This is a genomic window from Anoxybacter fermentans (genome assembly GCF_003991135.1).
Taxonomy (GTDB): domain Bacteria; phylum Bacillota; class Halanaerobiia; order DY22613; family DY22613; genus Anoxybacter; species Anoxybacter fermentans.
Genome location: NZ_CP016379.1, coordinates 385297 through 409743, shown reverse-complemented (window position 1 = coordinate 409743; position 24447 = coordinate 385297). Strand labels below are relative to the sequence as shown.

At 36.9% G+C, this 24447-nt stretch carries 25 protein-coding genes; all 25 read right to left on the bottom strand.

Annotation, left to right across the window (positions count from 1 at the left end; genetic code table 11):
- Positions 1 to 207 precede the first annotated feature (207 nt).
- The 25 genes from BBF96_RS01815 to BBF96_RS01695 all read right to left on the bottom strand — a co-directional run bounded on the left by BBF96_RS01815 (position 208) and on the right by BBF96_RS01695 (position 24373).
- The gene (locus BBF96_RS01815; protein ID WP_164730849.1) at positions 208 to 2166 is read right to left on the bottom strand and encodes an amylo-alpha-1,6-glucosidase; all 1959 of its coding nucleotides are present in this window, start codon (positions 2164 to 2166) and stop codon (positions 208 to 210) included.
- Positions 2167 to 2279: 113 nt separating this feature from the next.
- A complete protein-coding gene (locus BBF96_RS01810) occupies positions 2280 to 2621 on the bottom strand; it encodes a carbohydrate-binding protein (RefSeq protein WP_127015573.1) in 342 nt (113 codons plus the stop codon).
- A gap of 60 nt (positions 2622 to 2681) precedes the next feature.
- Positions 2682 to 3620 carry a glucodextranase DOMON-like domain-containing protein gene (locus tag BBF96_RS01805; protein WP_164730848.1) on the bottom strand — a complete coding sequence of 313 codons (939 nt, stop codon included), beginning with the start codon at positions 3618 to 3620 and terminating at the stop codon, positions 2682 to 2684.
- Positions 3621 to 3972: 352 nt separating this feature from the next.
- The gene (locus tag BBF96_RS01800; protein WP_127015571.1) at positions 3973 to 4890 is read right to left on the bottom strand and encodes a glucodextranase DOMON-like domain-containing protein; all 918 of its coding nucleotides are present in this window, start codon (positions 4888 to 4890) and stop codon (positions 3973 to 3975) included.
- A 2-nt stretch (positions 4891 to 4892) separates the two neighbouring features.
- The gene (gene hprK, locus BBF96_RS01795) at positions 4893 to 5840 is read right to left on the bottom strand and encodes an HPr(Ser) kinase/phosphatase (protein WP_205665685.1); all 948 of its coding nucleotides are present in this window, start codon (positions 5838 to 5840) and stop codon (positions 4893 to 4895) included.
- Between the two features lie 23 nt (positions 5841 to 5863).
- Positions 5864 to 6823, bottom strand: coding sequence for an ROK family protein (locus BBF96_RS01790; protein WP_127015569.1), 960 nt, complete (start codon positions 6821 to 6823; stop codon positions 5864 to 5866).
- A gap of 274 nt (positions 6824 to 7097) precedes the next feature.
- Positions 7098 to 7808, bottom strand: coding sequence for a DUF624 domain-containing protein (locus BBF96_RS01785; protein WP_164730847.1), 711 nt, complete (start codon positions 7806 to 7808; stop codon positions 7098 to 7100).
- A 283-nt stretch (positions 7809 to 8091) separates the two neighbouring features.
- Positions 8092 to 8940, bottom strand: a complete 849-nt coding sequence (locus BBF96_RS01780; RefSeq protein ID WP_127015567.1) for a DegV family protein — start codon at positions 8938 to 8940, stop codon at positions 8092 to 8094.
- Positions 8941 to 9256: 316 nt separating this feature from the next.
- Positions 9257 to 10369, bottom strand: a complete 1113-nt coding sequence (gene bshA / locus BBF96_RS01775) for an N-acetyl-alpha-D-glucosaminyl L-malate synthase BshA (RefSeq protein ID WP_127015566.1) — start codon at positions 10367 to 10369, stop codon at positions 9257 to 9259.
- 14 nt (positions 10370 to 10383) lie between these two features.
- Positions 10384 to 11103, bottom strand: coding sequence for a bacillithiol biosynthesis deacetylase BshB1 (gene bshB1, locus BBF96_RS01770; RefSeq protein ID WP_205665684.1), 720 nt, complete (start codon positions 11101 to 11103; stop codon positions 10384 to 10386).
- On the bottom strand, positions 11093 to 11914 hold the full coding sequence (locus BBF96_RS01765; RefSeq protein WP_127015565.1) for a Cof-type HAD-IIB family hydrolase: 822 nt from the start codon (positions 11912 to 11914) through the stop codon (positions 11093 to 11095). The genes bshB1 and BBF96_RS01765 overlap by 11 nt, the downstream gene beginning before the upstream one ends.
- A 165-nt stretch (positions 11915 to 12079) precedes the next feature.
- Entirely contained in the window at positions 12080 to 13252 is a 1173-nt protein-coding gene (locus BBF96_RS01760) for a geranylgeranyl reductase family protein (protein ID WP_127015564.1), read from the bottom strand.
- A 54-nt stretch (positions 13253 to 13306) separates the two neighbouring features.
- Positions 13307 to 14521, bottom strand: a complete 1215-nt coding sequence (locus tag BBF96_RS01755) for a cation:proton antiporter (protein ID WP_164730846.1) — start codon at positions 14519 to 14521, stop codon at positions 13307 to 13309.
- Positions 14522 to 14561: 40 nt separating this feature from the next.
- The gene (locus BBF96_RS01750; protein WP_127015562.1) at positions 14562 to 14894 is read right to left on the bottom strand and encodes a hypothetical protein; all 333 of its coding nucleotides are present in this window, start codon (positions 14892 to 14894) and stop codon (positions 14562 to 14564) included.
- A 669-nt stretch (positions 14895 to 15563) separates the two neighbouring features.
- A complete protein-coding gene (locus BBF96_RS01745; RefSeq protein WP_127015561.1) occupies positions 15564 to 15791 on the bottom strand; it encodes a copper ion binding protein in 228 nt (75 codons plus the stop codon).
- Between the two features lie 352 nt (positions 15792 to 16143).
- Positions 16144 to 16569 (bottom strand): SoxR reducing system RseC family protein, encoded by a 426-nt coding sequence (locus BBF96_RS01740; protein ID WP_127015560.1) that lies wholly within the window; start codon positions 16567 to 16569, stop codon positions 16144 to 16146.
- 55 nt (positions 16570 to 16624) lie between these two features.
- The gene (locus BBF96_RS01735; RefSeq protein WP_127015559.1) at positions 16625 to 19303 is read right to left on the bottom strand and encodes a heavy metal translocating P-type ATPase; all 2679 of its coding nucleotides are present in this window, start codon (positions 19301 to 19303) and stop codon (positions 16625 to 16627) included.
- A gap of 148 nt (positions 19304 to 19451) precedes the next feature.
- Positions 19452 to 19730: a metal-sensitive transcriptional regulator gene (locus BBF96_RS01730; RefSeq protein WP_127015558.1), complete on the bottom strand. Its 279-nt coding sequence runs from the start codon at positions 19728 to 19730 to the stop codon at positions 19452 to 19454.
- A 166-nt stretch (positions 19731 to 19896) separates the two neighbouring features.
- Complete coding sequence (locus BBF96_RS01725; RefSeq protein ID WP_127015557.1) at positions 19897 to 20070, bottom strand: DUF362 domain-containing protein; 174 nt, start codon at positions 20068 to 20070, stop codon at positions 19897 to 19899.
- Between the two features lie 107 nt (positions 20071 to 20177).
- On the bottom strand, positions 20178 to 20534 hold the full coding sequence (locus tag BBF96_RS01720) for a phage holin family protein (RefSeq protein ID WP_127015556.1): 357 nt from the start codon (positions 20532 to 20534) through the stop codon (positions 20178 to 20180).
- Between the two features lie 82 nt (positions 20535 to 20616).
- A complete protein-coding gene (locus BBF96_RS01715) occupies positions 20617 to 22158 on the bottom strand; it encodes a DUF4097 family beta strand repeat-containing protein (RefSeq protein ID WP_127015555.1) in 1542 nt (513 codons plus the stop codon).
- 27 nt (positions 22159 to 22185) lie between these two features.
- Positions 22186 to 22521 carry a hypothetical protein gene (locus BBF96_RS01710; RefSeq protein WP_127015554.1) on the bottom strand — a complete coding sequence of 112 codons (336 nt, stop codon included), beginning with the start codon at positions 22519 to 22521 and terminating at the stop codon, positions 22186 to 22188.
- Positions 22522 to 22523: 2 nt separating this feature from the next.
- Positions 22524 to 22883 carry an SHOCT-like domain-containing protein gene (locus tag BBF96_RS01705; protein WP_127015553.1) on the bottom strand — a complete coding sequence of 120 codons (360 nt, stop codon included), beginning with the start codon at positions 22881 to 22883 and terminating at the stop codon, positions 22524 to 22526.
- A gap of 15 nt (positions 22884 to 22898) precedes the next feature.
- Positions 22899 to 23276 carry a DUF2089 domain-containing protein gene (locus BBF96_RS01700; protein ID WP_127015552.1) on the bottom strand — a complete coding sequence of 126 codons (378 nt, stop codon included), beginning with the start codon at positions 23274 to 23276 and terminating at the stop codon, positions 22899 to 22901.
- Positions 23277 to 23617: 341 nt separating this feature from the next.
- The gene (locus tag BBF96_RS01695; RefSeq protein WP_127018143.1) at positions 23618 to 24373 is read right to left on the bottom strand and encodes a phosphatase; all 756 of its coding nucleotides are present in this window, start codon (positions 24371 to 24373) and stop codon (positions 23618 to 23620) included.
- Between the last annotated feature and the right edge of the window lie 74 nt (positions 24374 to 24447).

Sequence of the window (24447 nt, the reverse complement as noted above, 5' to 3'; positions counted from 1 at the left end):
AAAGAAATTTTTCGAACCATCAAAATGGGTCATCCTGACCCTTGATTAGCTTATCACATCCTCATATGAGGCCTTATTTCGACTGAAATCTCACTAAGATGGTTCAACGAAAAATTTCTATAGCGCTCAAAATTAGCTTTTTGCAATTTAATCATCTCCTTAAATTTATATGCTTCTCTATCCTCATTAAAACTTCCTGCTAAAATTTTATGAGATTAAATCAATTATCCTGAGAATTTCCGCAACACTCCAGGCCTGAGCATAACAACCCCGGTGATGATATGGACGGTCTCCATCAAAGATTTCACTGATCTGACCAATAGCTCCATCACTTTCCATATGTGCCAAAAGCGGCTCCAGTAAACTAAAAATTAGCTGTCGTGTATTTAAAGAGTCGCCTTTTACATAAAGGAGTGCACCCAGATATGGTCCCATAAGCCATCCCCAAACTGTTCCTTGATGATAAGCTGCGTCCCGGTGGTACTGGTTACCACCATAGTGACTGTGATAATCTTTATCCTGGAATGATAAGCTGCGCAGACCAAAGGGTGTAACTAGATGTTCTTTTACTACTTTTAACAATCTGGCACCTTCCTCGCAATCTAACAATGGAAAAGGTAAACTTAAAGCAAAAATTTGATTTGGCCTGATAGAGGGGTCTTTTTCTCCATCAGTAATCCGGTCATAAAGATACCCTTCTTCATCATTCCAGAACTTTTCTCTAAAGCTTATTAAAATCTTTTGCGCCAATTCTTCATATTCCTGAAATTTCTCTTCTTCACCAGCAAGTTTTGTAAAATAAGCAACAATTTTGACCGCATTATACCATAGGGCATTGATTTCAACTGCTTTTCCCTGGCGGGGAGTTACCACCCAATCTCCAATCTTTGCATCCATCCAGGTCAACTGCACACCTTTTTCACCCTGGGTCAATAATCCGTCAGACTCCATCTGAATCCCCCAGAGGGTACCTTCCATATGAAAACGAATTATCTCTTTTAATAGCGGTAGATGTTTTAGAACAAATTCTTTATCTCCGGTCTTTTTGTAGTATTCATAAAAAGCAACAAAAAACCAGAGACTTGCATCCACCGTATTATATTCAGGTTCTTCTCCTTCATCCGGGAAACGATTAGGAATTAAACCATATTTGGAATAATGGGCAAAAGTCTCCAATATCTCTTTTCCTTCTTCCCATCTTCCTGTAGCCAGAGTTAACCCTGGCAAAGAAATCATACTATCCCGCCCCCAGTCAGTAAACCAGGGATAGCCAGCAATCACCGTGGCTGTATCTGTAGAATCACGGTGAACCAGAAACTGATCTGCAGCTATCACTAACCTGCGGCTCAATCTATCTCTAGCTCCGGCCTTTTTAAATAATTCTTCAATCCTCTCAACCTGTTTCTGATATAGTAATTGAATATCATCATTACCTCTATATTTGTCCAATGTTGAAAAAATTACAGCCAATTTTTCACCTGGTTTTAATTGAACAGTCAAATATCCCGGAATATAATGATCTTCCAATGCTTTAAGACCCCGGTATTCTTCAATGGGATAGAATAACCTGTAATGCCAGTGACGATCTTCAGTCCAGTCTCCCTTTGCAGTCATATAAACTGAAGCAGCCCCTTCAAAGGCAGTAAATTTATACTGACATCCGTCTTTTTCTATCATCCAGGGCCAGTCACTGGCCTCTATATTACCATGATAATCCCGATAATTCAAAAAAGGAGTCAATCGAAGCTTAATCTGATCTGTACCATCCAGATAATGATATTCCACAACAGTAGTATTTTCACCATAAATCATATAAATCTTCTTCTCCAGAATTCTTCCATCCAGCTCATAACTGAATATAGGATGGAAACTATATCGAAAATCTGTCAGATACAGATATCCCTTAGGATGCAAATCGTTTTGATAGATATTGGTTCCCAGCGGATATTCCTTATCAGCAGTTAATACCTTTTCATCTAACTTACTCACAAGGAGCATTCGCTTAAGGGGCAGTTTAAAAGCAGCTACTAAAATCCCATGATATCCCCTGGTATTGGCTCCCACCAGTGATGATCCGGCAAAACCTCCTATTCCGTTAGTTACCACCCATTCCCGACGAGTAAATTCTTCTTCTTTTTTTAAAATTGAACCTGTTAAACGAATCATTTCCATTCAAATCACCTCTGTAAAATTAATACTGGATTATACTGCAAAAAGTATAACTTCTAAATACTAAAAAAGGTCTATCGGTTTTCCGATAGACCCGGATATTTAAAAATTTAGTAGAGTTTGCCATTATGGATTTCAAAAGACCAATTTCGCCCATTGTTATTATCCCAGTTTCCAGCATTGTCTCTAAAGCAGAAATTGAATCTGGTCTCATCTTCAATTGCAAGACGTGTTACAAACCGATTGCCCTGGCGAGTCATCTTAATATCCATTACATTAGTCCAACTGTCGTTCCTACCAAAACCTGCATGAAGATAAATTTCTTGAGCACCAGCTTTAGCTAAAAGTCCATCATATTCAATATCCACCCGCTGTCCAGCAATAATTGGAGTTGGTTCAACCTTGATTCCCTGATCCATATTTGGGTCCAACTGATAGTTAGTTTGAGCCATCTTATTCCCCCTTCAAATTTTTTCTATTAACTAATATTTGAAGAAGGTCAATATATTATACTACTTTCTGACTGGGTCTTTTTTACTTTTTATTTTAATAACTAATGCCAATAAAACAATAACTATTAGCGTTACAACCCAGATCAAAATTTTTTCATTAAAAATCATACTTTCAGTCCCTCTACTAATAGCAATATAAGGAATGGTCACAAAATCACGAGCATTTTGACTTAATTTTAAGACTTCTTCCTGAACCATTCCATCCGGTACTAAAATATCCAGTACCCGGGGACTTAATTCCGGATTAGTGCTTCCACCAAATGCCCAATCATCACTAACTTTTTTAACCTCCCGATAATGGTCTTCACCAAAAGGAAAAAAGGCTCCAATCAGTAAAAAGAATTTTGCCTTACTTAAATCCCCAATAATGGTTTTAGGTAACTGAACTTTGATCACATTTTCTTCAAGGGTAACAACAGCCTCAGAAAGTTCAAAAGGATTTTTTGTATCATTCCAGGGAATTTTCATCGATTTAACTCTTTCTCTATCAGTAGGTCGGAATAATCTGACCCACCATCCAGTAATATTCAACATAACATCCCATGGTGCATTAGAATCCAACTTTACCCTGGCCCCGGGCCGGAAAAGTTCAGTACTTCCACCCGGCTGATTATCAAAATAAATCTGAATCAAAGGATGGCTGAATCCATATTTAGAACGCCAAGGATCACGAATTTCTGTAAATGCAAACTCTAATATATAATCCGGGTCAGCATCGATTATACTAAATCTGGTTAGATCAAATAAACCTTTAAAAGGTTCAAAATGTTTGTATCTAGGATAGGTGTAGCTTCCTGGTCCCCAATCATCTCCCACCGGATCATCTATTTGAAAGATAATATTCCTTTTATCATTATCCTCTCTGGCCAGGAGAGGCAGACTTAAAAATAGAAAAACAATACAAATAAATATTAAAAATTTACAAATACCTCTGCTCACTCTGGTACCTCCCATCTTGCGGGTCTTATTTTTATTTTTCTTCATTATCAAATAAAATTCCTCTTTTTTCCCTAATCGACTATTATTTAATCTTCTTAAATTAATGGTCTGATTTTAATGCACAAAGCTAATTTTTCACTTTATGAAGAAATTTTTCGAACCATCTAAAGTTCGATTTACGTCGAAATAAGGCACACTAAGCAATAGGTCCTTCTGACCCCTGATTAGCTTATCACCTTCTCTGATGAAGCCTTATTCCTCCTCAATCTTACTAAGATGGTTACACGAAAAATTTCAATGTGCTCAAAATTAGCTTTTTACAGTCTAATCTTTATTATTTTAATCTTCTTAATTATTGGTCTAAGTTAAATTCATCTCTTTTGCACCAACTGTACCAGAGCAGTATTCCAACGGTAATAGATATTAGATAGATAATTCCTTTCTTTAGAGGATTGGGACGATGAACAGGTTCTACAACTGCCAGAACACGGTTTGTCGGATCATAAGAACCTAGAATTTTTTGCTGACTTTTATGAGGAAGAGTAAGTATATCAATCACATTAGGAGCATATCCTGACCCATCTCCTCCACCAAAATACCATTCGCTCACTTCTTTTTTTACCACCCTATAGTTATCAGGACCAAAACCATCCTGGCCACCTACCAAAAGATAATAAGAAGCATCATAAAGATCATCAAAACTACTTATATCTTCAATAGGAATCTGAACCTGGATGGTTTTACCATCAGCCAGAACTTTAATATCCCCTTTAGTATAGTGAGCAGGTTCTTTTTCAGGTTTATCTGTACAGCGAAAGATATACATTCCCCAACCAGTCACCTTTATCAGAGTATCCCAGGGCGCCCGTGGGCTAAAAACAACTTTGGCCCCGGGATAAAAGGGCCGCCTTTTACCACCGGGACGGTGGTCAATATAAATCTGAATCAATTGATGACTAAATCCAAAGGGTCCATGCCAGGGATTGGTTATCTGACCAAAAGTTATCTGAAATCTAATCAGTTTTTCTGTACCTTCTACCTTAAATCTTTCAATATCTAATAAACCCTGATATGGTGCAAACTGAACATGAGTTGGGTATAGATAAGTACCGGGGCCATAATCATCTCCTATAGGATCTTCTATATCAAGAATGGTGGTCCATTTATCTTCTACGGCAATCTCCCCTGTTTCATCTTCACCAAATACCCTGACTGTCGGGCCAGAAATCAACAGAACAACCAGGAGAATGACCCAGAATTTATGAGACATTTTCACTCACCTTTCAGAGTATTCTTCTCTCTTTTACGGGAAATCTCTGCCTCAAGTTGCCGGGTAAATTTCTTTGCTGCATCAAATCCTATGCATTTCAACCGATGGTTCATAGCTGCAACTTCTATTATCGTTGTTAAATTCCGACCAGGACGCACCGGAACCACTACTTTTGGAATCTCAACACCAAGTAAAGGAGCCGTAGCAGTATTTAAACCCAATCGATCATAATCGTCCTTTTGACATTTCCAGTCTTCCAATTCGATTATCATGTGGACCACCTGTTCTGATTTGATTGCTCCTGCTCCAAAGAGGGTCTTAACATCAATAATTCCAATTCCTCTTAATTCCATATAGTGCTGGTTAATCTTTAAAGCAGTACCCACCAGTGTACTGGCTCCAATTCGTTTCAGCTCTACTACATCATCAGCTATCAGCCGATGACCCCGCTTTACCAATTCAAGGGCAGTCTCACTTTTTCCAATTCCACTTTCCCCTATCAGCAAAACTCCCACACCATATACCTCAACCAGTACCCCGTGAACGGTCTTAGACGGAGCAAGCTTTTTTTCCAGATAATCGGTCAACTGACTTAAAAAACGGGTTGTAGAGGTTTTGACTCTCAGGAGAGGAACTCCTGTCTCTTTAGCAATCTGGATCATCGGCTCAGGTGGTTTTAAATTCCGTGTAATAATTACCCCTGGTAATTGATAACTGAAAAATTTAATCAACCTTTCCTTTCTTTCAAGAAAAGAAAGTTCACTTAAAAAGTTAATCTCAGTTCTCCCCAACAGCTGAATTCGTTCAGGGGTAAAGTATTTCCAATAGCCGGCAAGTTCAATCCCCGGCCGTTTGATATCTGTCACCATCAATTTATTTTTCAAGCCTTTCCTACCAGCTAACAATTCCAGTTTGAAATGGGAGATCAATTCCTGAATCGTTAAGCTCAAAAAAATTCATCTCCTATTACCTATCATTTATCTTTTAAGGCAACTGCAATTGCTCCAAGAACACCCACATCAGATCCTAATTCAGCAAAAACAATCTCACACTGCTTTCGTGGTGCTTCTAATGCCCGTTCTTCTACAGTTTTTAAAATTTTATCATAAAATAGATGGCCAGCTTTGATAACTCCTCCGCCCAATACCACTTTGGCTGGATTAAAAATATTAATCATGTTGGCAATCCCAATACCAATATATGTAGCTACCCTGTCTACAATCTCTAAAGCCACTTTATCTCCTGCTTCAGCTGCACGGGTAACCACTGACCCATCTACTTTTTCAGGACTATTTACCATTTCCCTCATTAGTGTCTCTTCACCACTCAAAACAGCTTCCCGGCCATACCTCCCAAGAGCTGTTCCAGATGCCAGTGCCTCAAGACAGCCGTAATTACCGCAACCACATTGCGGACCATCTGGTATAATAGTATGGTGTCCCAGCTCTCCAGCAGCAGAACCTACACCATGAAGAAGCTGACCATTGATGATCACTCCACCACCAATTCCAGTACTTATGGTCATATAAATCATGTGCTCTGCACCTTTTCCAGCACCGAAAGTATATTCAGCTAGAGCAGCGGCATTGGCATCATTCTCAAGAACAACCGGCAGTCCCAGTTCTTCTTCCATCATCGAAACAATAGGCACATTATGCCATTTTAAATTTGGTGAAAAGAGTACAACTCCTTTTTCAATGTCCAGGGGGCCTGGAGAACCTACTCCAATCCGGAGGACTTCATCTTTTGTAGCACCTACCTGTTCCATTACCTCATTAACTGTCTTAATTATACGACCTATAACATTTTCTGCAGGTTCATCGGCACCTGTATCTACCCGTACCCGATTCAAAATTTTACCTTCCATATCAGCGATTGCAGTTAAGATTTTTGTTCCGCCAAGATCAACACCAATTACATATTTTTTGTTCATAGACTACCTCCTTAATATAATATATTATTTTTTTAGACAGAAGATACCTGATTAAACTGCAAAAAGCTAATTTTGAGCGACATAGAAATTTTTCGTTTAACCATCTTAGTGAGATTTCAGTCGAAATAAAGCCTCATATAAGGATTGATGAGCTAATCAAGGGCCAGGAGGGCCCGTTGATTAGTGTGCCTTATTTCGACTGAAATCGAACTTTAGATGGTTCGAAAAATTTCTTTTAAAGCGAAAAATTAGCTTTTTGCAGTAAAATCATACCTTAAGCAATGTTATACGGTGTTGAAAATTCTTTTCTTATTCCATATTTAATTAAAAGATTATAAGTTGCATTATTTGCTAAAATACCCAGAAAACCTATAAACGTTACCGCTAATCCTACTCCTGCTGTGATCACTCCAACAGCAACTAGAAGAATAAATATCAGAAAAAGCCCAAGGCTATATAGAATATTGTCCAGAGTCAGAAGAAGGGAACGTTTATAAATCTTTAAAAGTCCATCTTCCATCTCCACCAAAAGGCTCCAGAAATAAAACTGACTCATCATAAAAAAGATAATCAGATAAATCCAAATTCCACTCAAATACTGCATAAACCTATTCCCAAAATTTATAAAAAAGGTTAAGTCAACCAACAGTATTACCATAGTTAAAAGGCTCATCCAATAAGCAAACATTCCTCTAAAGAAAAATTTAGCAAATCCCTGGAAAAAATCCTTTAAACCAGAATCTTTATATTTGATCAATTGATTGGTCAAGTAAAAAACACCAAGGGTTAATGGCCCAACAAAAATTAAATTCATAATTACTGGAAAAGGCATTTTCAAAAAGAATCCTGCAAGCCCAACATACACCAGTGGTCCTACAATTATAAACCAGATTAAACTTACTCCACCTAATAAAAATATATGATCATAAAAATCTTTAAAACTTTTTTTAATAATCTGCCATACGGTCACCTTTTGCACCTCCATAAATTTCTGTACTCCATTATACCATTTGACTTTTCTAAAGTAAAGGATATGTAAAAAACAACGCCACCTGTTAAAATAATTCTATCAGGAGGCGTTATTATTAAACTACAAAAAGCTAATTTTTAAATTATTTAGCCATCTTAGTGAATTAAAGGAGAAATAAGACCTCATCACAAATAAACCAATCCATGGGTCGAAGACCCATGGATTACACTGAAATCGAACTTTAGATGGTTTGAAAAATTTCTTTTGAAGCGAAAATTAGCTTTTTGTAGTAAAATCATTATTTTGTTGAATATATTATTCCTACTGTTTTTGGTCCACAATGACAAGATATAACACATCCAGCATCTGTTATAATAATATCCTTTATATTAATAGTTTTCTCAAGTTCTTCTTTAATATATTTAGCACCTTCTTCTCCCAAAGAATGAGTTATAAATAACCGTTCTCCATCCACAACATCTTTATTTTTCAGCACAACATCTAATAAACGTTTTAGCACTCTCTCTCTTCGCCCTCTTATTTTTTCCGCTACACCCATTTTTCCATCTTCAACTTTTATCATAGGTCTAATCTTTAACATGCTGGCAACAAAATTTTGCAGCCCGGAACAACGACCACCTTTATATAAATATTCCAGTGTATCAACAACAAACCTTGTCTCTATCTTCTTAACTTTTTCTCTTATTTTGGCAGCTATCTCTTTTAAACTCAAACCTTCCTTAACGTAATCTACTGCTTTCATAACTAAAAATCCTATACCGGTTGATAAGTTTAAAGAATCAACTACTTCAATTCTTCCTTCCGGGAATTGATTCGCTGCAATCATTGCATTTTGGATAGTTGAAGATAATTTGGAAGAAATTCCAATATATAAAATGTCATAACCTTCATTAATGTAGGGTTCAAAGGCCTTTTGGAAATCAGCGGGTGAAGCTGCAGCAGTTTTCGGTAGTTTTCCGTATTCGTCTACTTTTTTATACAGCTCTTCAGGTGTAATATCAACTCCATCCCTGTATGTCTCTTCATCAAAAACAACATATAGTGGTACTATAGAAATATCATTTTCCTTAATCAACTCTGGAGTGAGGTCACATGTACTATCTGCAAATATTTTTATTTTACCCATATATATCCCTCCCTGGTTTTTAATTTCATAATCAAACTGTAAAAAGTTAATTTTGAACATACCCTACAACATAATTATATCACAACATGATTAAACTGCAAAAAACTAATTTTGAGCACTATTGAAATTTTTCGTTAAACCATCTTTGTGAGATGAAAGGAAAAATAAGATCTCATCCCAAAATGTGATGAGCTAGTTCTAAGGGACAGAATAACCCATTTAGATGATTTAAAAAAATTTCTTTTGAAGTGAAAAATTAGCCTTTTGCAATAAAATTACAATAAAAAAGCCCGGCAATCCCGGGCATTTATTCTTTTCATAAACTTCGATAATACTTTTCATATTGATCTACAATTTTTTCGGCATTGAACTTCTCCACAACTCTCCGGCGTCCCCTTTCTGCAAACTCCTCATGTAAACCAGAATTTTGCAAAAGGCGCAGGCTTAATTCAGCCATTTTCTGGTAATCATCTGGATCTGCTAGAAAACCTGTCACCCCATCTTCCACTACTTCCGGCAATCCTCCGGTATTAGAAGCAATTACCGGGACTTTACAGGCCATCGCCTCAATACATACAAGTCCAAAACTCTCTTTTTTAGATGGAAGTAACAACAAATCTGAAATTGATAACAGAGGAACGATATTATCCTGTTTACCCAGAAATAAAACTTTGTCCTCAAGCTGAAGTTGTTGAACCATCCGTTTTGCAACACATTCTTCAGGGCCGCCACCCACCAGCAGCAGCCGGGCATCAACTTCCTGACTGATCAGATGAAATATTTTAATAACATTAGGAATGTTTTTCACTTTTCGGAAGTTAGAAATATGGATAATATTTTTTATCTGCTTTTTTCCAGAAGCTATATCAACCTCCGGAACTGACTGACGGGTGTATTCTTTTACATCAACAAAATTATAAATCACTTCAATCCGTTTTTTTATATCAAAAATATCGATAGTCTCCTTCCAGAGAGCCTTAGAAACAGCTGTAACCCCATCTGTCTCTTCAATACTATATTTCGTTAACTCTCTATAAGACGGATCATTTCCAACCAGAGTTATATCTGTCCCATGCAGGGTTGTTACCAAACGTAGCTCTGGTGCTTTTGCAATATCCCGGGCAATTATTGCACATAGAGAATGGGGGATGGCATAGTGAGCATGGATTACATCCAGTTTTTCATACCGGATCAGCTCTGCAATTTTATTAGTTAAAGCTAATGAATAAGGTGGATATTTGAATAATGGATATGTAGGTGTATCAACCTCATGATAATAGATATTATCATAAAATTTATCCAGGCGAAATGGAAGATTATAACTGATAAAATGTACTTTATGCCCCCGACGGGCTAATTGTTTTCCCAATTCTGTTGCTACCACACCACTTCCTCCATGAGATGGATAACAGACAATACCAATACGCAATCAAAACCCCTCCTTTATAATTGAAACAAATCCTTAATAGATAATGGAGGTTTAAAAATTAACCCTTCACCATATTTTACACCGACCATTGCTCCAAAATACTGATCACGGGCCTCAATTTTTTGTAAAAATATAGGTTGATTTATGTATGTTTTAAAACCCATCCTCGGGTCAAATTGACTTTTATATGCCCTAATCGCTTCCATTTTCCTGGCATATACTGAAGATACATCTACCACCAGGTTAGGATTCTCATGCTGGTGCTGTAAATAATAATACCACCGGGATGGACGATATGGAGGTAATTCCTCATCAAGTAGATAACGCTTCAATCCACTTTTGAAGATAGCAATCTCAATTAAGCGACTTGCTGCCGCATGATCTGGATGCCTATCCTCCCAATAAGGCAGTAAGACAAGATCAGGTTGATATCGCCGGATAGCTGCCACTACCCGTTTTTGTTGTTCAAGATCATGAGGATTTATCTCACCATCGGGAATATAGAGGTTCTCCCTTACTTTCAAATTCAATATCTGTGCTGCCTTTTGACTTTCTTTTCTTCTAATCTCCACAGAACCATTACTGCCCATCTCACCTTCGGTAAGATCAACTACTACAACCTGCTTTTTTTGGGCATGCAGTGCCAGAATTCCCCCAATATTTAATTCCACATCATCGGGATGGGGACCAAATGCAAGTATATCTGCTTTTTTTAAAATTGGATCACTCTTCACTGGCCCTCCTCCTTCTCAATATAAATTTATCTATTACCTGAGCTACTCCTTCTTCATCACAGGAGCCTGTCACATAATCAGCAGCTTCCTTTAATTCCGGATGAGCATTGGCCACTGCCACTCCTAACCCTGCCCATTTTACCATCTCCAGATCATTTAATCCATCACCAATAGCAATCACCTCATGAGGTGCAATTCCCAGCCCTTTAGCCAATTCAGCCAGTGTCTTTCCTTTTGAAATCCCTTTAGCCATAACTTCTATAAAATAAGGTTTAGATTGAGTAATTGTCAGTACATCACCAAACTCAGATCTTAACTCTGCCTTAAGCTGTTCAATCTCTGATAAGTTATCATGAATCACCAATAATTTAGTAGGATCTTCTTCAAGAAAATCTCCAATAGGTCCAACCTTTGTAGAATTAACCCCTGTCCTTTGCATATATCGCAGCACTTCCGGGGTTTGCTCCCTCACATAAAGTTGATCATTAATATAGGCATTCAGTTGGTATCCCGCACTCTCTACTCTCCTGGCAATCTTGCGGGCATACTCCAAAGGAATAGGATGGTGAAGTAGCGGTTTTTTATCCCCCAATCTACAGACCATAGCACCATTATAGACAATAACCGGATCAGTAAGCTCTAACTGACGGAGAAAGGGAATAATCGATATAAACATCCGTCCAGTTGCAATAATAACCTTTACACCTGCTTTTTTAGCTAATTGAATTTTTTTTATAGTTTCTTTAGTGATCTTTAAATCCTTTCCTAAAAGAGTATCATCCATATCAACTGCCAACATTCGAAAGTCCATCTTAAATAATACCTCCCTTGCTATATCCCATAAATGGTTAAACTGTAAAAAGCTAATTTTTGGCCTTATTTCTCCTTCAATTTTACTAAGATGTTTTAATGAAAAACTTCTATACTACTCAAAATTAAGTTTTTGTAGTTTTATCATTAATGAGAAATAAGACTCTCAAAAAAGAGAGCCTTTTTGGTGTCTAAATGATAATGTACTCTTAAATAATGTAATTGGTATTTTCTTAAGAAACATTCCAACGTAAAAGGAATAACTTTTTTCACCAGAACATATCTTAAGAAGGTAGGTTAGTAAATCAGGATAATACCTGACAACCCGATGCACCAGCGGTGATAGAGAAAAGGCCAATCTGGCAACCCTACGGGCCATCTTTAATTCAGGCAAAATTTCCTGAACAATCCGTTTATCATACTCTTTAATTTGACCCTTACCTGAATTAATCTTAAACAGATTTTCTACAGCAAGCTCTGAACTTTTTAAAGCATAATATATCCCTTCTCCAGTTAGAGGATCAACCAGTCCGGCTGCATCTCCTACTAAAAAAGTTCGTTTTCCAGAAAAAACCTGATTTATTCCGCCCCAGGGAATAAAACTCCCCCGGAATCGAAGGGTCTTTTTTATATGTATACCAAAGCTCTTAATATATTCCTGCAACTTACGCTTTAAATCCGGATATTTATCCTGAAATGTTCCAATTCCAATGGATAGATATCCATCTTTAGGAAAAATCCAACTATAACCGGATGGAAGATTTCCATAGTTTAACTGTATCAGATGCCGAAAACGCTCATAATCCTGATCAGAAACAATAAATTCTCCTTCTAACGCAATTCCCAATCTTTGACTATAACCTGGCAAAGATAGAGAACGTGCTACCTGGCTTATCGCCCCATCAGCACCGATTAGATAATCTCCCTTAAAGACTTTTCCCGAACCTGTTTTTACCATAACCTGTCGATCATCTTCCATAACAGATTTGACTAAAACTCCCTCATAAACTTCAGCTCCAGCTTCTTGTGCCATTTTTAATAACTCATGATCAAACTTCTCTCGATTAACCATCATCACAAATGGCTTATCAACAGTCACCTCAACTGGAGAATGATAACGATAAGTCATATTGACAGACATACACTCAGCTTCAATCCATTCCTTTTTGATAGGTAAAATATGATTAACTTTGGTTAAAATTCCACCTGCACAGGGTTTATAACGGGGAAAAATAGCTTTATCTAAAATTTTCACCCGATAGCCTTCCTTTGCTAAGCGGTAACCAGCAAAAGCTCCGGCCGGTCCTCCTCCTACTATAATCACTTGTTTTTGTTTCATCGCATTTCCCCCTCAATTTCCTTCTCCTATTAAACTGATTTCATAGTTGGTTTTTCATGTCATAGAAGAGTTATCAGGGAAATTTTTTCTCTTTTCATTATAAACCTCACCAGCTAATTCTAAGACTTTTCTAGAGAAGATAGGACCTATTAATTCTGAAATTACCACAGATGTTAAGATGATATTTAAAATTAAACTACCAGCTTCGGGATAAATATCCTGAGCCACCATAGTTAAACCGACAACCACACCAGCCTGGGGCATTAACCCCCATCCCAGATATTTCTTTACTACAGGCTCAGCCTTCCCTATATGGCCGCCAATATAAGTTCCAGCAACTTTACCTGTGATGCGAGCAACCACATAAATAATACCTACTACTCCTACCTTACCTAACATTTCAATCTCTAAACTGGCTCCTGCCAGAGCAAAAAAAGTAACAAAAATAGGTATCTCAATTCCTTCAATTAAGTTAAAGATTTTCCGGCGACGTGGAGAAGTATTTACAATAACTGCTCCTACTACCATATTTGCAAGAATAGCTGAGAGGTGAAAATGACTTGCAAGACCGGCTGTTAAGAAAACAATACCTAAAGTAATTGTCAATAATGTTTTTTGCTTACTTACTCTTCGAGCAATAACCCCAAGGATAAATCCCATCATAGCTCCTAAAAGAATGGAATAGGCGATCTCCAAAACAGGTGTAGTAACCATATGACTAATTGAAGTACTTTCAACACCGCTAACTAATACTTTAACCACCGCTGCCATTATTCCAAATACAATAACCCCTAAAGCATCATCTAATGCAACAATAGCCAGCAAACTGTCGGTTAATGGCCCTCTTGACCTCACTTCTTTGATTACCGCTACAGTAGCAGCAGGTGCGGTTGCTGTAGCTAGACCACCTAATAAAAGAGCATTAGGAAGAGATTGACGGACTAAAAGCATAGCCAAAAATACAATTGTTGCTGCTCCTAAAATCTCCATAACCCCAATCCACATAATACTCTTTCCTAATTTACGTAAAGTTTTAATCTCCAACTCTCCACCAATAACCAGAGCGATAATCCCTAAAGCAATGGAATTAACTGGTTTTAAATATTCAACCATTTCCCAGGATATTAATTTTAAAATTGCTGGACCTACAGCAAGACCAGCAAGGATATAACCTGTTACGGCAGGCAATTTAAAACGACTAATAAAAATACCTCCTGCTAATCCTGCCAAAAGTAAGATGCCAAGCGCTAGCACTAAATTTGTTTCCACAACCATTCGCCTCCTGATACCTCAAACTATACCTCTGTTATTAATTAGTTAAACCCCGAACAATTCCCAATGGCACTGTAAAGAGAACTGCTGTATGCGGCTGATTCAAGTCACCTACAATATTTTCTACTACTTCAATAGCTTCTTCCAACTTTTCCGGATCCTCAATTATAGAAAAGATTGTTTTATTATGTTTTTTTCTACCATCAGCTATACTACTTAGTTTTCCAAATATGGATAAATTTTCTGTAAATAGGTGACCAGAACCGTAACTATCTAGAACAGTAACCCCTTTAATTCCGATATCTATAAAAGCTTCAAAAATTTCATCCAAATCCTCTTCCTTATCCACAACCATTACTAGCAATTGCATCATTCCACCCCCCTTTATCCATGCTGTTCTGTCAAATTCCCCCTCTTTTTCAAGGGGTAAAAGCTTTATTTTTCCTTATAGGATCAGGATTTTCCTAAAAAAAGAATCCCTCCCCCTGAGAGTAGTAAGTAGTAGTCAACTAATCTCCAACTTACTACAACTCAGAATGGAGAGATTTGTAAGTTATGATTTGTCAACCACTACTTAATTTCTTTTCAATTTATTAAATTTTCTTTTTAATCTCTTTTTATAATCAGCCATTTTACCATTGATATGACACCTCTATGAAAAGCGGTCTACTATAGCCTGCTTCAATCATTTCTATCACAGAATATTCATAATATTTTATCTAATTTACTGCTAAAAACTCTATCTATCAAAACATTACACTGTCATCCCTTCTTTATCTTAGGAATTATTGCTTTGACACTTAAAACATAAGTATAGAAATCTTCTTCTGCATTCAGCTCGTAAATCCATGGTTTCTAAATTCAAAAAGGTATTTGCCAGACTCTATAGAACGTATAAGAAAGTAGTATCAGGTAAATATAAATTAATTATATCATAAAATTTCTCAATTTACCATACGTTGTAGTCACTGATTTTAACACCAAAAAAATCTGACTCCCAACAGTTAATAAACCGTTAGAAGTCAGATCTTTAGTATTATTATTCAGGCTGATAACCTGCATCACGAACGGCATCCTTTAATTGATCTACAGTAACCTGACCTTCATTATAAGTAACTGTCACATTAGCCTCATCTAAATTTACCACAGCATCAGATACACCACTCAGTTCTTTTAAAGCTTTTTCTACAGCCATTTTACAATGGTGACAGCTCATACCCTTGACACCAAAAGTTATTTTTTTAGAATTGCCACCACAGCAGCCCATCTCTTACACCTCCTCTCACACATATAGGGTACCTCTGTAAGGTATATTATAAGTATAACTTATCATATAGTTTTTGTCAAGATTCAACTATGATTATACTGCAAAAAGCTAATTTTGAGCGACATAGAAATTTTTCGCCAAATCATCTTAGCTCGATTTCCGACGAAATAAGGCCTCATCACAGGAGGTGATGAGCTAATCAAGGGCCAAGAGGACCCTTTGATTAGGAAGCCTTATCTCGGCGGAAATCGAGCTTTAGATGATTCGAAAAATTTCTCAAGAAGCTAAAATTAGCTTTTTGCAGTAAGATCATCAATAATTATTTTACCAAAATAAAAAGACCCCAGATAATCTATCTGGAGTCATTAATTACTCGTTTAATCCTCGGTTTAAAACCACTTTTAACTCCCATCCGTCGATCATAAATTCGTACAAATCCAAAAGTAAGAGCCATAAAAATCAATCCACAGAAAATTGCAAAACCCTCACCTTTCCAAATATTTAAGGTAGTATTAAACCAATTTCCCAAAGCATAACCAATAATTAAATTTACCAATGGCAGAAGATATATAATCAAAACGGCTGTTATAAGATGGCGTGTCTCCATTTCTAATACTACTATATCTCCTACCTTAGCATTAATTGGATTACTTACTTCAAACCGGGCGTTATTTATATGCCCACATTTACCACACTTACCACAGGCACTATGGCGGCGAATCTCAACTTCAGCCGTACCTCCTTCTAAAATTCGTGTCACTTGTGCATATTCTTCCATAAAGATTTTTCCCTCCTCCACCTGGGGTTCAATTACTATTTTATTATAACAGAGCTTAAAGCTTTTTTCTATATCTGTTCAGAAGGAGAGAACTGGTAACAACAGATACAGAAGAAAGGGCCATGGCAAGTCCTGCCCACTGAGGCGGAAGCAGTTGACCGGTAATAGGATATAATACCCCTGCAGCCACCGGTATTCCCAGGGTATTATAAATCAATGCCCAAAAGAGGTTTAATTTAATCCGGCTTAAGGTCTTCCGACCAAGACGAATTGCTCTCTCCACATCTTTTAAGTCATTTTTCACCAGTATTACATCACCTGTCTCTTTGGCTACATCTGTACCGGAACCGATAGCAATACCTATATCAGCCTGGGCCAGAGCTGGTGCATCATTAATCCCATCGCCCACCATCCCGACCTTATAACCACGTCTCTGATATTCCTTCACCGCATTAATCTTATCTTCCGGCAAAACTTCTGCCATTACTTCATCAATCCCTACTTCTCTTGCCACCACCTGAGCCACTTTTTCATTATCCCCTGTAATCATGAATGTCTTTAAACCCAATTCCTGGATAGCACGAATCGCTTCCTTAGAACTTTCTTTAATTACATCAAAAAGCCCAATCACACCTATTACCTGGCCATCCAAAGCAATATACATTGTGGTCTTACCTTCTTGAGCCAATTTATTAAACTCTTTTTCAATTGGTGTTACATCTACATTAGCAAATCGCATTAACTTAATATTACCAATATGGAGAGTCTTACCCTCAAATTCGCAGATAATTCCATGACCACTCTTTTCTTCATAGTTGGTCACTTCAACAATCTCAATTCCCTGCTCTTTTGCTTTTTCAACTACAGCCTGAGCCAGCGGATGGGTTGATGGATTCTCACCACTAGCAGCAATTTTTAATAACTCCTCCTGAGATAATCCCTCTATTGGTATCACATCTGTTACTTCAGGACTTCCCTTGGTAATAGTTCCTGTCTTATCAAATCCGATAGCCTCAAGGCCAGCAATATGCTCCAGTACTGCTGCTGATTTAAAAAGAATTCCTCGATCCAAACCAATTCCGCTGCCTACCATAACTGCGGTCGGTGTGGCCAGGCCAAGGGCACACGGGCAGGCAATAACTAAAACCGCAATCATCGCTGTAAAAGCAAAAACAAAGGGCATACCGACGATAAATTTCCAGACTATAAAACTCGTCAATGCTATAACTACTACAGATGGTACAAAATAATTAGATACCAGATCAGCAAATCGTTGAATTGGAGGTTTATCTCCTTGTGCTTCTTCTACCATTTGAATAATTTGTGACAGAACAGTATCTTTTCCGACTTTGGTAGTCTTAACTTTAATTACACCGGATCTGTTGATGGTAGCACCCATTACCGGATCCCCTACTTCTTTCTCAACAGGTACTGATTCCCCGGTTACCATAGATTCATCAATACTTGCATGACCTTCTATAATCTCACCATCTACAGGAATCTTTTCACCAGGTTTCACCAGTACAATATCGCCTACCTCAACTTCGGAGGCTGCCACCATCCGCTCCTCGCCATCTACAATAATCCGTGCTTTATCAGCTTGAAGTTCCAGAAGCTTCTTCAATGCCTGACTGGCCCGTCCTTTGGCCCTTGCCTCAAGGAACTTACCGAACCGGATAAAAACAATCAATTCCATGACCGTAGCAAAAAAACTATGGCCGCGGAAAAAAAACTGCGGAAAAGTTGTCAATACACTGTAAATATAAGCTGCGGAAAGTCCCATTGAAACCAATACATCCATATTGGCTGACTTATTTTTCAACGAATGGTAAGCTCCTTTATAAAAAGTCCAACCAGAAGTAAATAAGGTTACCGTTGTAATTACCAGCAATATATAGCGGATTCCCTGACTCAGGGCCATATCTCCACCGGGTGTAAAATGTTCCAACCAGACTACAGGAATAGCAGCTATCACAGAAAAAATCAACCAGGCCAATTCCTGTTTTGCTATGGCCGTGCCATCATCCCGTTCTTCACCGATTACCGGTGTATATCCTAAATTACGTACTATATCAAGAATTTTTCGTTTGGTAATTACAGCTGGATCAAACTCTACTGTAGCTTTCTCATTAGCGAAATTAATCACAGCCTTTTTAACTCCGGCAGTCTGATTCAACTTTTTCTCAATGGTTTGGGCACAATTGGCACAGCTCATTCCTTCTATTTTAAATTGAATTTTGCCTGAATCTGTCTCTTGCAAAGCCCGATAGCCCAGTTCGTTTACTAAACTTATAATCTCCTCATCTTTAACCTCTGGTTCCACCTCAACAGTTAGTTTCTCTGATGCAAAGTTTACCACTGCCTTTCTTACACCATCCATTTTAGCTACATTCTTTTCGATAGTCCGGGCACAATTTGCACAGGTCATTCCCTGAATATTAAAGGTTTTCTTTTTTATCTCTTCTTTCTTAAGGCTAACCTTTTCTGGCCCGGACTCTTTTTCTTTTATTGTATGGTCAGGCACCTGATAATCTAAACTCTGTACCTTTTCAACTATTTTGTCTAAACTTATCTGGTCAGGATCAAAAGCTACCCGAACCAGCTTTTCTTCCAATGAAACATCCACTTTTTTTACCCCAGGCAATGAAGCAATCCCTTGAGAAACCCGTTTTACACAGTGTTCACAAGTCATTCCCAAAACCGTAAATTTTTCAAGTCGTAAATTCTTTTCCATGTTTCGCTTCCTCCTCTCATCTACTATTATTTCCTAAAGAAATCTCTCTAATATACCTTATACCCCTAACTGGTATATTTATATTTTACCATAACCTATCAAGGATTGCAACAAAAAAAAACGGCCATCTCTGACCGTTTGTTTTAGATCATTTAGTAAATCTAAAAATTACATCTAAAAGCTCATCTATAGCCTGATCACCAGCTTCTTCTTCAGCACGAATAGCTTTCATTACACACCCATGAGCATGATTTTGTAGGATATTAAAACCCACTTTATATAGAGCCGCCCTTACTGCTGCAATCTGTACCAATACATCAACACAATATTGGTCCTCTTCTATCATTCGCTGAATTCCCCGGACCTGTCCTTCTATCCGCCGCAACCTTTTAAGTAAATCATCTTTATTTTCGGTATATGAAGACATTCCTTTTCCTCCTTTATATAGTACAACTTTATATATATTTTACCACATTAGCGCGGCAGAAATCAATTTTTTCAATAAAAAAACACCAGGTATCACAGATACTTGGTGTTTTATTTAAGATAAGGATTATCTCTGCTAGAGCAAGCCTATTTTAAATTATTATTTATTACTCACCTGGGCTAATAGCCTCTACAGGACAAACTTCTGCACATGCACCACAGTCTATACACTCATCTGGGTTAATCTCGTACTTGCCATCACCTTCACTAATAGCACTTACTGGGCATTCGGATTCACAAGCTCCACACATAATGCACTCATCAGAAATTACATATGCCATAAGTGTCACCTCCTTAATAATCTTCTAATATTCTTGACCTTTCGTAAAAATAATATACTTTTTTTATCCAAGTAATTCAGTAGTCTAGATTACAATTCTGTTCTTGTTTAATCAAATACTGCTAAAATTATAGAACTTAATATACTGATTATGATAGCACCAAAAAATGCTGTCCAAAAACTGGATATAGAAAAACCGGGAATTAAACTGGCTGTTAAAAGTAACATCAGGGCATTTATAACAAAAGTAAAAAGTCCTAGAGTTATAATTGTTAAAGGAAGTGATAGTATAACCAGTATTGGCCTTATGAAAGTATTTACAATACCAAGCACAAATGCTGCAGCCAATACAGCAATTAAACTATTAACCACTATACCATCCAACAAATGACCTGTAATTAAAATTGCAATAAAATTAATTAAACAGCGGGTCATTAACTTATTCCTTCTGTATCTTAAGTTCATTGACATTAAACCCCCTTCTTCAAATAACCGGTTCCCAATTTCGGGGAACCGGTTTTATCTTTAGCCTTTTATACTTTTTATACTAATCACAACAGGCCTCTTCTTTAGATTGGCCAACATAAATACTTCCCATAGAAGTACTTGCATGAATCTGAATTCTCTTTTCTCTAACTATATAATCTTTCGATTGAGCCAGATATCTTTTCCACATGGGGTTTTCTATTTTCTCCTGATAAACCAGATCAGGTATATCTAATGTCATACTACCCATACTGGAAGTTAAATCCAGATCAACTCCTACTTCCGGATCTCGTATCTCTATTTTAATCTTGCCATTGGAAGTATTTAAATTCAGATTGCCTTTTTCAGAAATATACGGACAAGCTGTAATTGTTCCATTGGACGTTCTGGCATCAACCTGATCGCATAATCCCTCTAAATAAATACTACCATTACTAGTATTTACATTAACTCTATCTGCTGCAAAATCTTTAATCTCAATTCGACCATTGGAAGTATGTCCTTCGATCTCTTTAACCCGTAAATCAACCAACTCCAAACGACCATTACTGGACTTTAAATCAAGTTTACCATCCTGTTTCAGTCCGGTGATATAAATTCGACCATTAGAAGTTTGCAATTTAAAATCTGCCTGTAAGTTCTTAGGAATATAAAGTCTAACACTTACTCCACTGCGATTCATAGGATTGGTTTTTAACTGAAACAAAGTAGGTGTCTGCGAAATAGTGCACATCTCTTCTTTAAGTTTTTCTGCTTTCTCTTTACTGTCTGTTGGAATATGATATTTAAGCTGGAGTCTATAGTCCGTTTCGTCTGAACCAACTACTTCGATGCGACCATTATGAGTTTTTAAATCAACAATGACAGGGCCTTGTTCAGGATTAAAGGTTCCTGTTATCTCTTCTTCTAGATTAATATAAGTATTGAACCCAAAAGATTTGATAATATTATTTAACAGATGTTTGAAATCTTTTATATGAAATGCCTTCTGTACTTCCTTTGCGCCTTCATCAAGATTTTCTTTTAATTCCCGCATTCCCTCATTGATTGAATCGGCAAGATCCCGCATAGCAGATTTAATCTCTTCCATTCCTTCACCCTGAAAACTTTTCTTAAGCTCCTGAAAGCCTTTTTTAATCTCTTCTAATCCTTCCTGAAAAGCAAAACTAATTCCACCGTATCTTTTAAATTTTTCCTTCTGAACTTTCCAATTCTCTTTCAATTTCCTACGCCGTTCTTTAACTCTCTCTTTACGTTCTATTAGTTTTTGGCGGACTTCATTAAGCCTGTGCTGCATCTCTGACAGATAATCTTCATTTAGTTTCTCCATATCTTTAAGTTCATCTAAACGATCTTCCAACTCATCTAATTTATTATCCAATTCATCTTCAATCTTTTCCAACTCATCTTCCATTCTTTCAATTTCATCTTCCATCAACTCAATTTCTTCTTTTATAGTGGAATCTTTAATCACCGACTTCTCTTTGTTTTTGTAATTTTCGCTTTTTTCTGTTAATTCTAAAGCTTCCAGAAGGGCATCTGCTTCTTCTAAAGTAATCTTTCCTTCACTCAGCATTTTCAATATCATCATTCGTTCACTCACCAGAATTCCCCCTTCCTTTTGGCCAGATTAATAAAACTTAATACTCACATAAACATCTTCTTCTTTAATTTCGATAAAAGTAAATTTCCCTATTTTTCTCAGTTCTCTAAAAAATTCTACTGAAATATCAAATAAGTAATTCCATTTTAATTTTATGTTACCAGGACCTATATAAATTTCTCTTATGTGATTAAATTGAGGTAAAAATCTCACACCAAATTGAAATAACCAGGTAAGGGAGACCAGGATATCCTCTACTATTCCCAATGGTATGGGAATAATTATGGGTATTTTCAAATCTTCTACCTTAACTTTAACAATCATTAAATAGTTACGATTTTTAACTTTTTCAATGATCTTCATGGCTAATCCAGATAAATTTCTACCCGGTCTCCATCATCTACAATTTCAACAAGTTTTCCGGCAGGTGCACCATTTTGTATATCTCTGATGATGGCATTTAGATCAATATCATGTGATTCCATCTGTAATTTTGCCTCAGTAGGAATAAACTTCATAAACATTTTTGCTAAAGAAAGAGGAATATTGACATTAACTTTTTCTTTTCCATCTTCCCAGACTTTTATACGCAAAAAATGAGCCTCCCTACTTACTGACTGTCTCTCTTGACCTTCATTGAGCGCATTTAATAATTCATTTGCTTCCTCAACAGTAATCTTACCCTCAGCCAACATCTGCAAAATTTTCTTTCTTTCTTCACTCACTACAAACAACCTCCTTTAAAGTTCCTTTAAAAGTTTAATAGCCTCTTTAGATGTAATCTCACCCGAATTTAACATATCCAGAATCTCTTTCCGCTTTGCTCCTTTATCATCATCAGGTGCTGACCCTACATCATACCCCAGTGCCTTAATTACCTGATCCAGTTTACTTCTGACTGTAGGATAGGATATGTTCAGCTCCCGTTCTACTTCTTTTATATTACCTCTACATCTGATAAATACCTCGACAAAATGTTTCTGTTCTGATTCAAGGCGACAGAATTTACATACTTCAAAATTACCTTCAATAGATGTTCCACAAAAACGGCACTTTAATTTAACCACCTCTAATTCCTGATTACAAACGGGACATTTCCCGATAATTTCATGCGCCACTATTGTTAACCTCCTTTATTTTAAAATTATTAAAGGTCCAAATAAAAATTTTCAAGCTTTTTTGTTTTCATTATACACATTCTACCAGAGAACTGTCAAGGATTTTTTTAAAATTTTTAAGTAAAATATTTATTTTTTTAATCATCACATTAAAATAATTAATTCAGCCATTATTAAACTGCAAAAAGTTAATTTTGAGTTGTTTAACCATCTTAGTGAAATTGAAAAATCGACTGAAATCGAACTTTAGATGATTCGAAAAATTTCTCAAGAAGCGAAAAATTAGCTTTTTGCAGTTTAACCATTAAATATAAAAAAAAGAGGGCTAGTTTCGCATAGCCCTAATATCGTGGAATAACAATCTTCTCCAGTTTTTTGTTTCTTCTTTCCAAAAATTCTTCTATCCGTTCTTCAGATGTATTCAAAATCAGTTCCGGTGGAAATTTTACTTCTTCAATCAACTTAAGTGACAGTTCAAAATTCCCCACATCTGCTGAAAAGTGAGCATCACTACCCAGAACCAGCATTAGTTCCTGTCTTTTTGCCTCTTCTACAATCTTTTTACAATACTCATAACTATTCTTCCGGCCGGGCCTATTGTTAGCAAAAGAGCTGTTGTTAATCTCAAGAAAAGTATCATTCTCCTTAGCAGCCTTTACCACAGCCACAATATCAATGGGATAATTTTCATTATCAGGATGAACAATAATATCAATCAACGGATTATAGATGGCATTGATAATAGCTTCAGTATTCTCCACAATGGTAGAACCCTCGTATCCAGTAGCTGGATGGAGACCTGCCAAAACAATATCCATATTATATATGGTCTCAGCAGGTAAATCCACAGTACCCAGAGTATCCTGAATATTTAGCTCTACACCGCGCAAAACTTTCACACCATACATCTCAGTGGGAATTACACGCATATTTCCAAAATAATATGGATGTGGACCACCAGGAACAGTGGGACCATGTTCGGTAATAGCTACATACTTTAAACCTCTTTCCTTAGCTGCTCGTACATTTTCCTGAATTGTACTAAAAGCATGACCACTGGCAACTGTATGAGTATGAAAATCTGCTATGAATTTCAATTGATTCACCTCAACTTTTCTATTATCATACCATTTTAAATATCTCTAGATTTACTAAAAGATTTGCGGGTTTC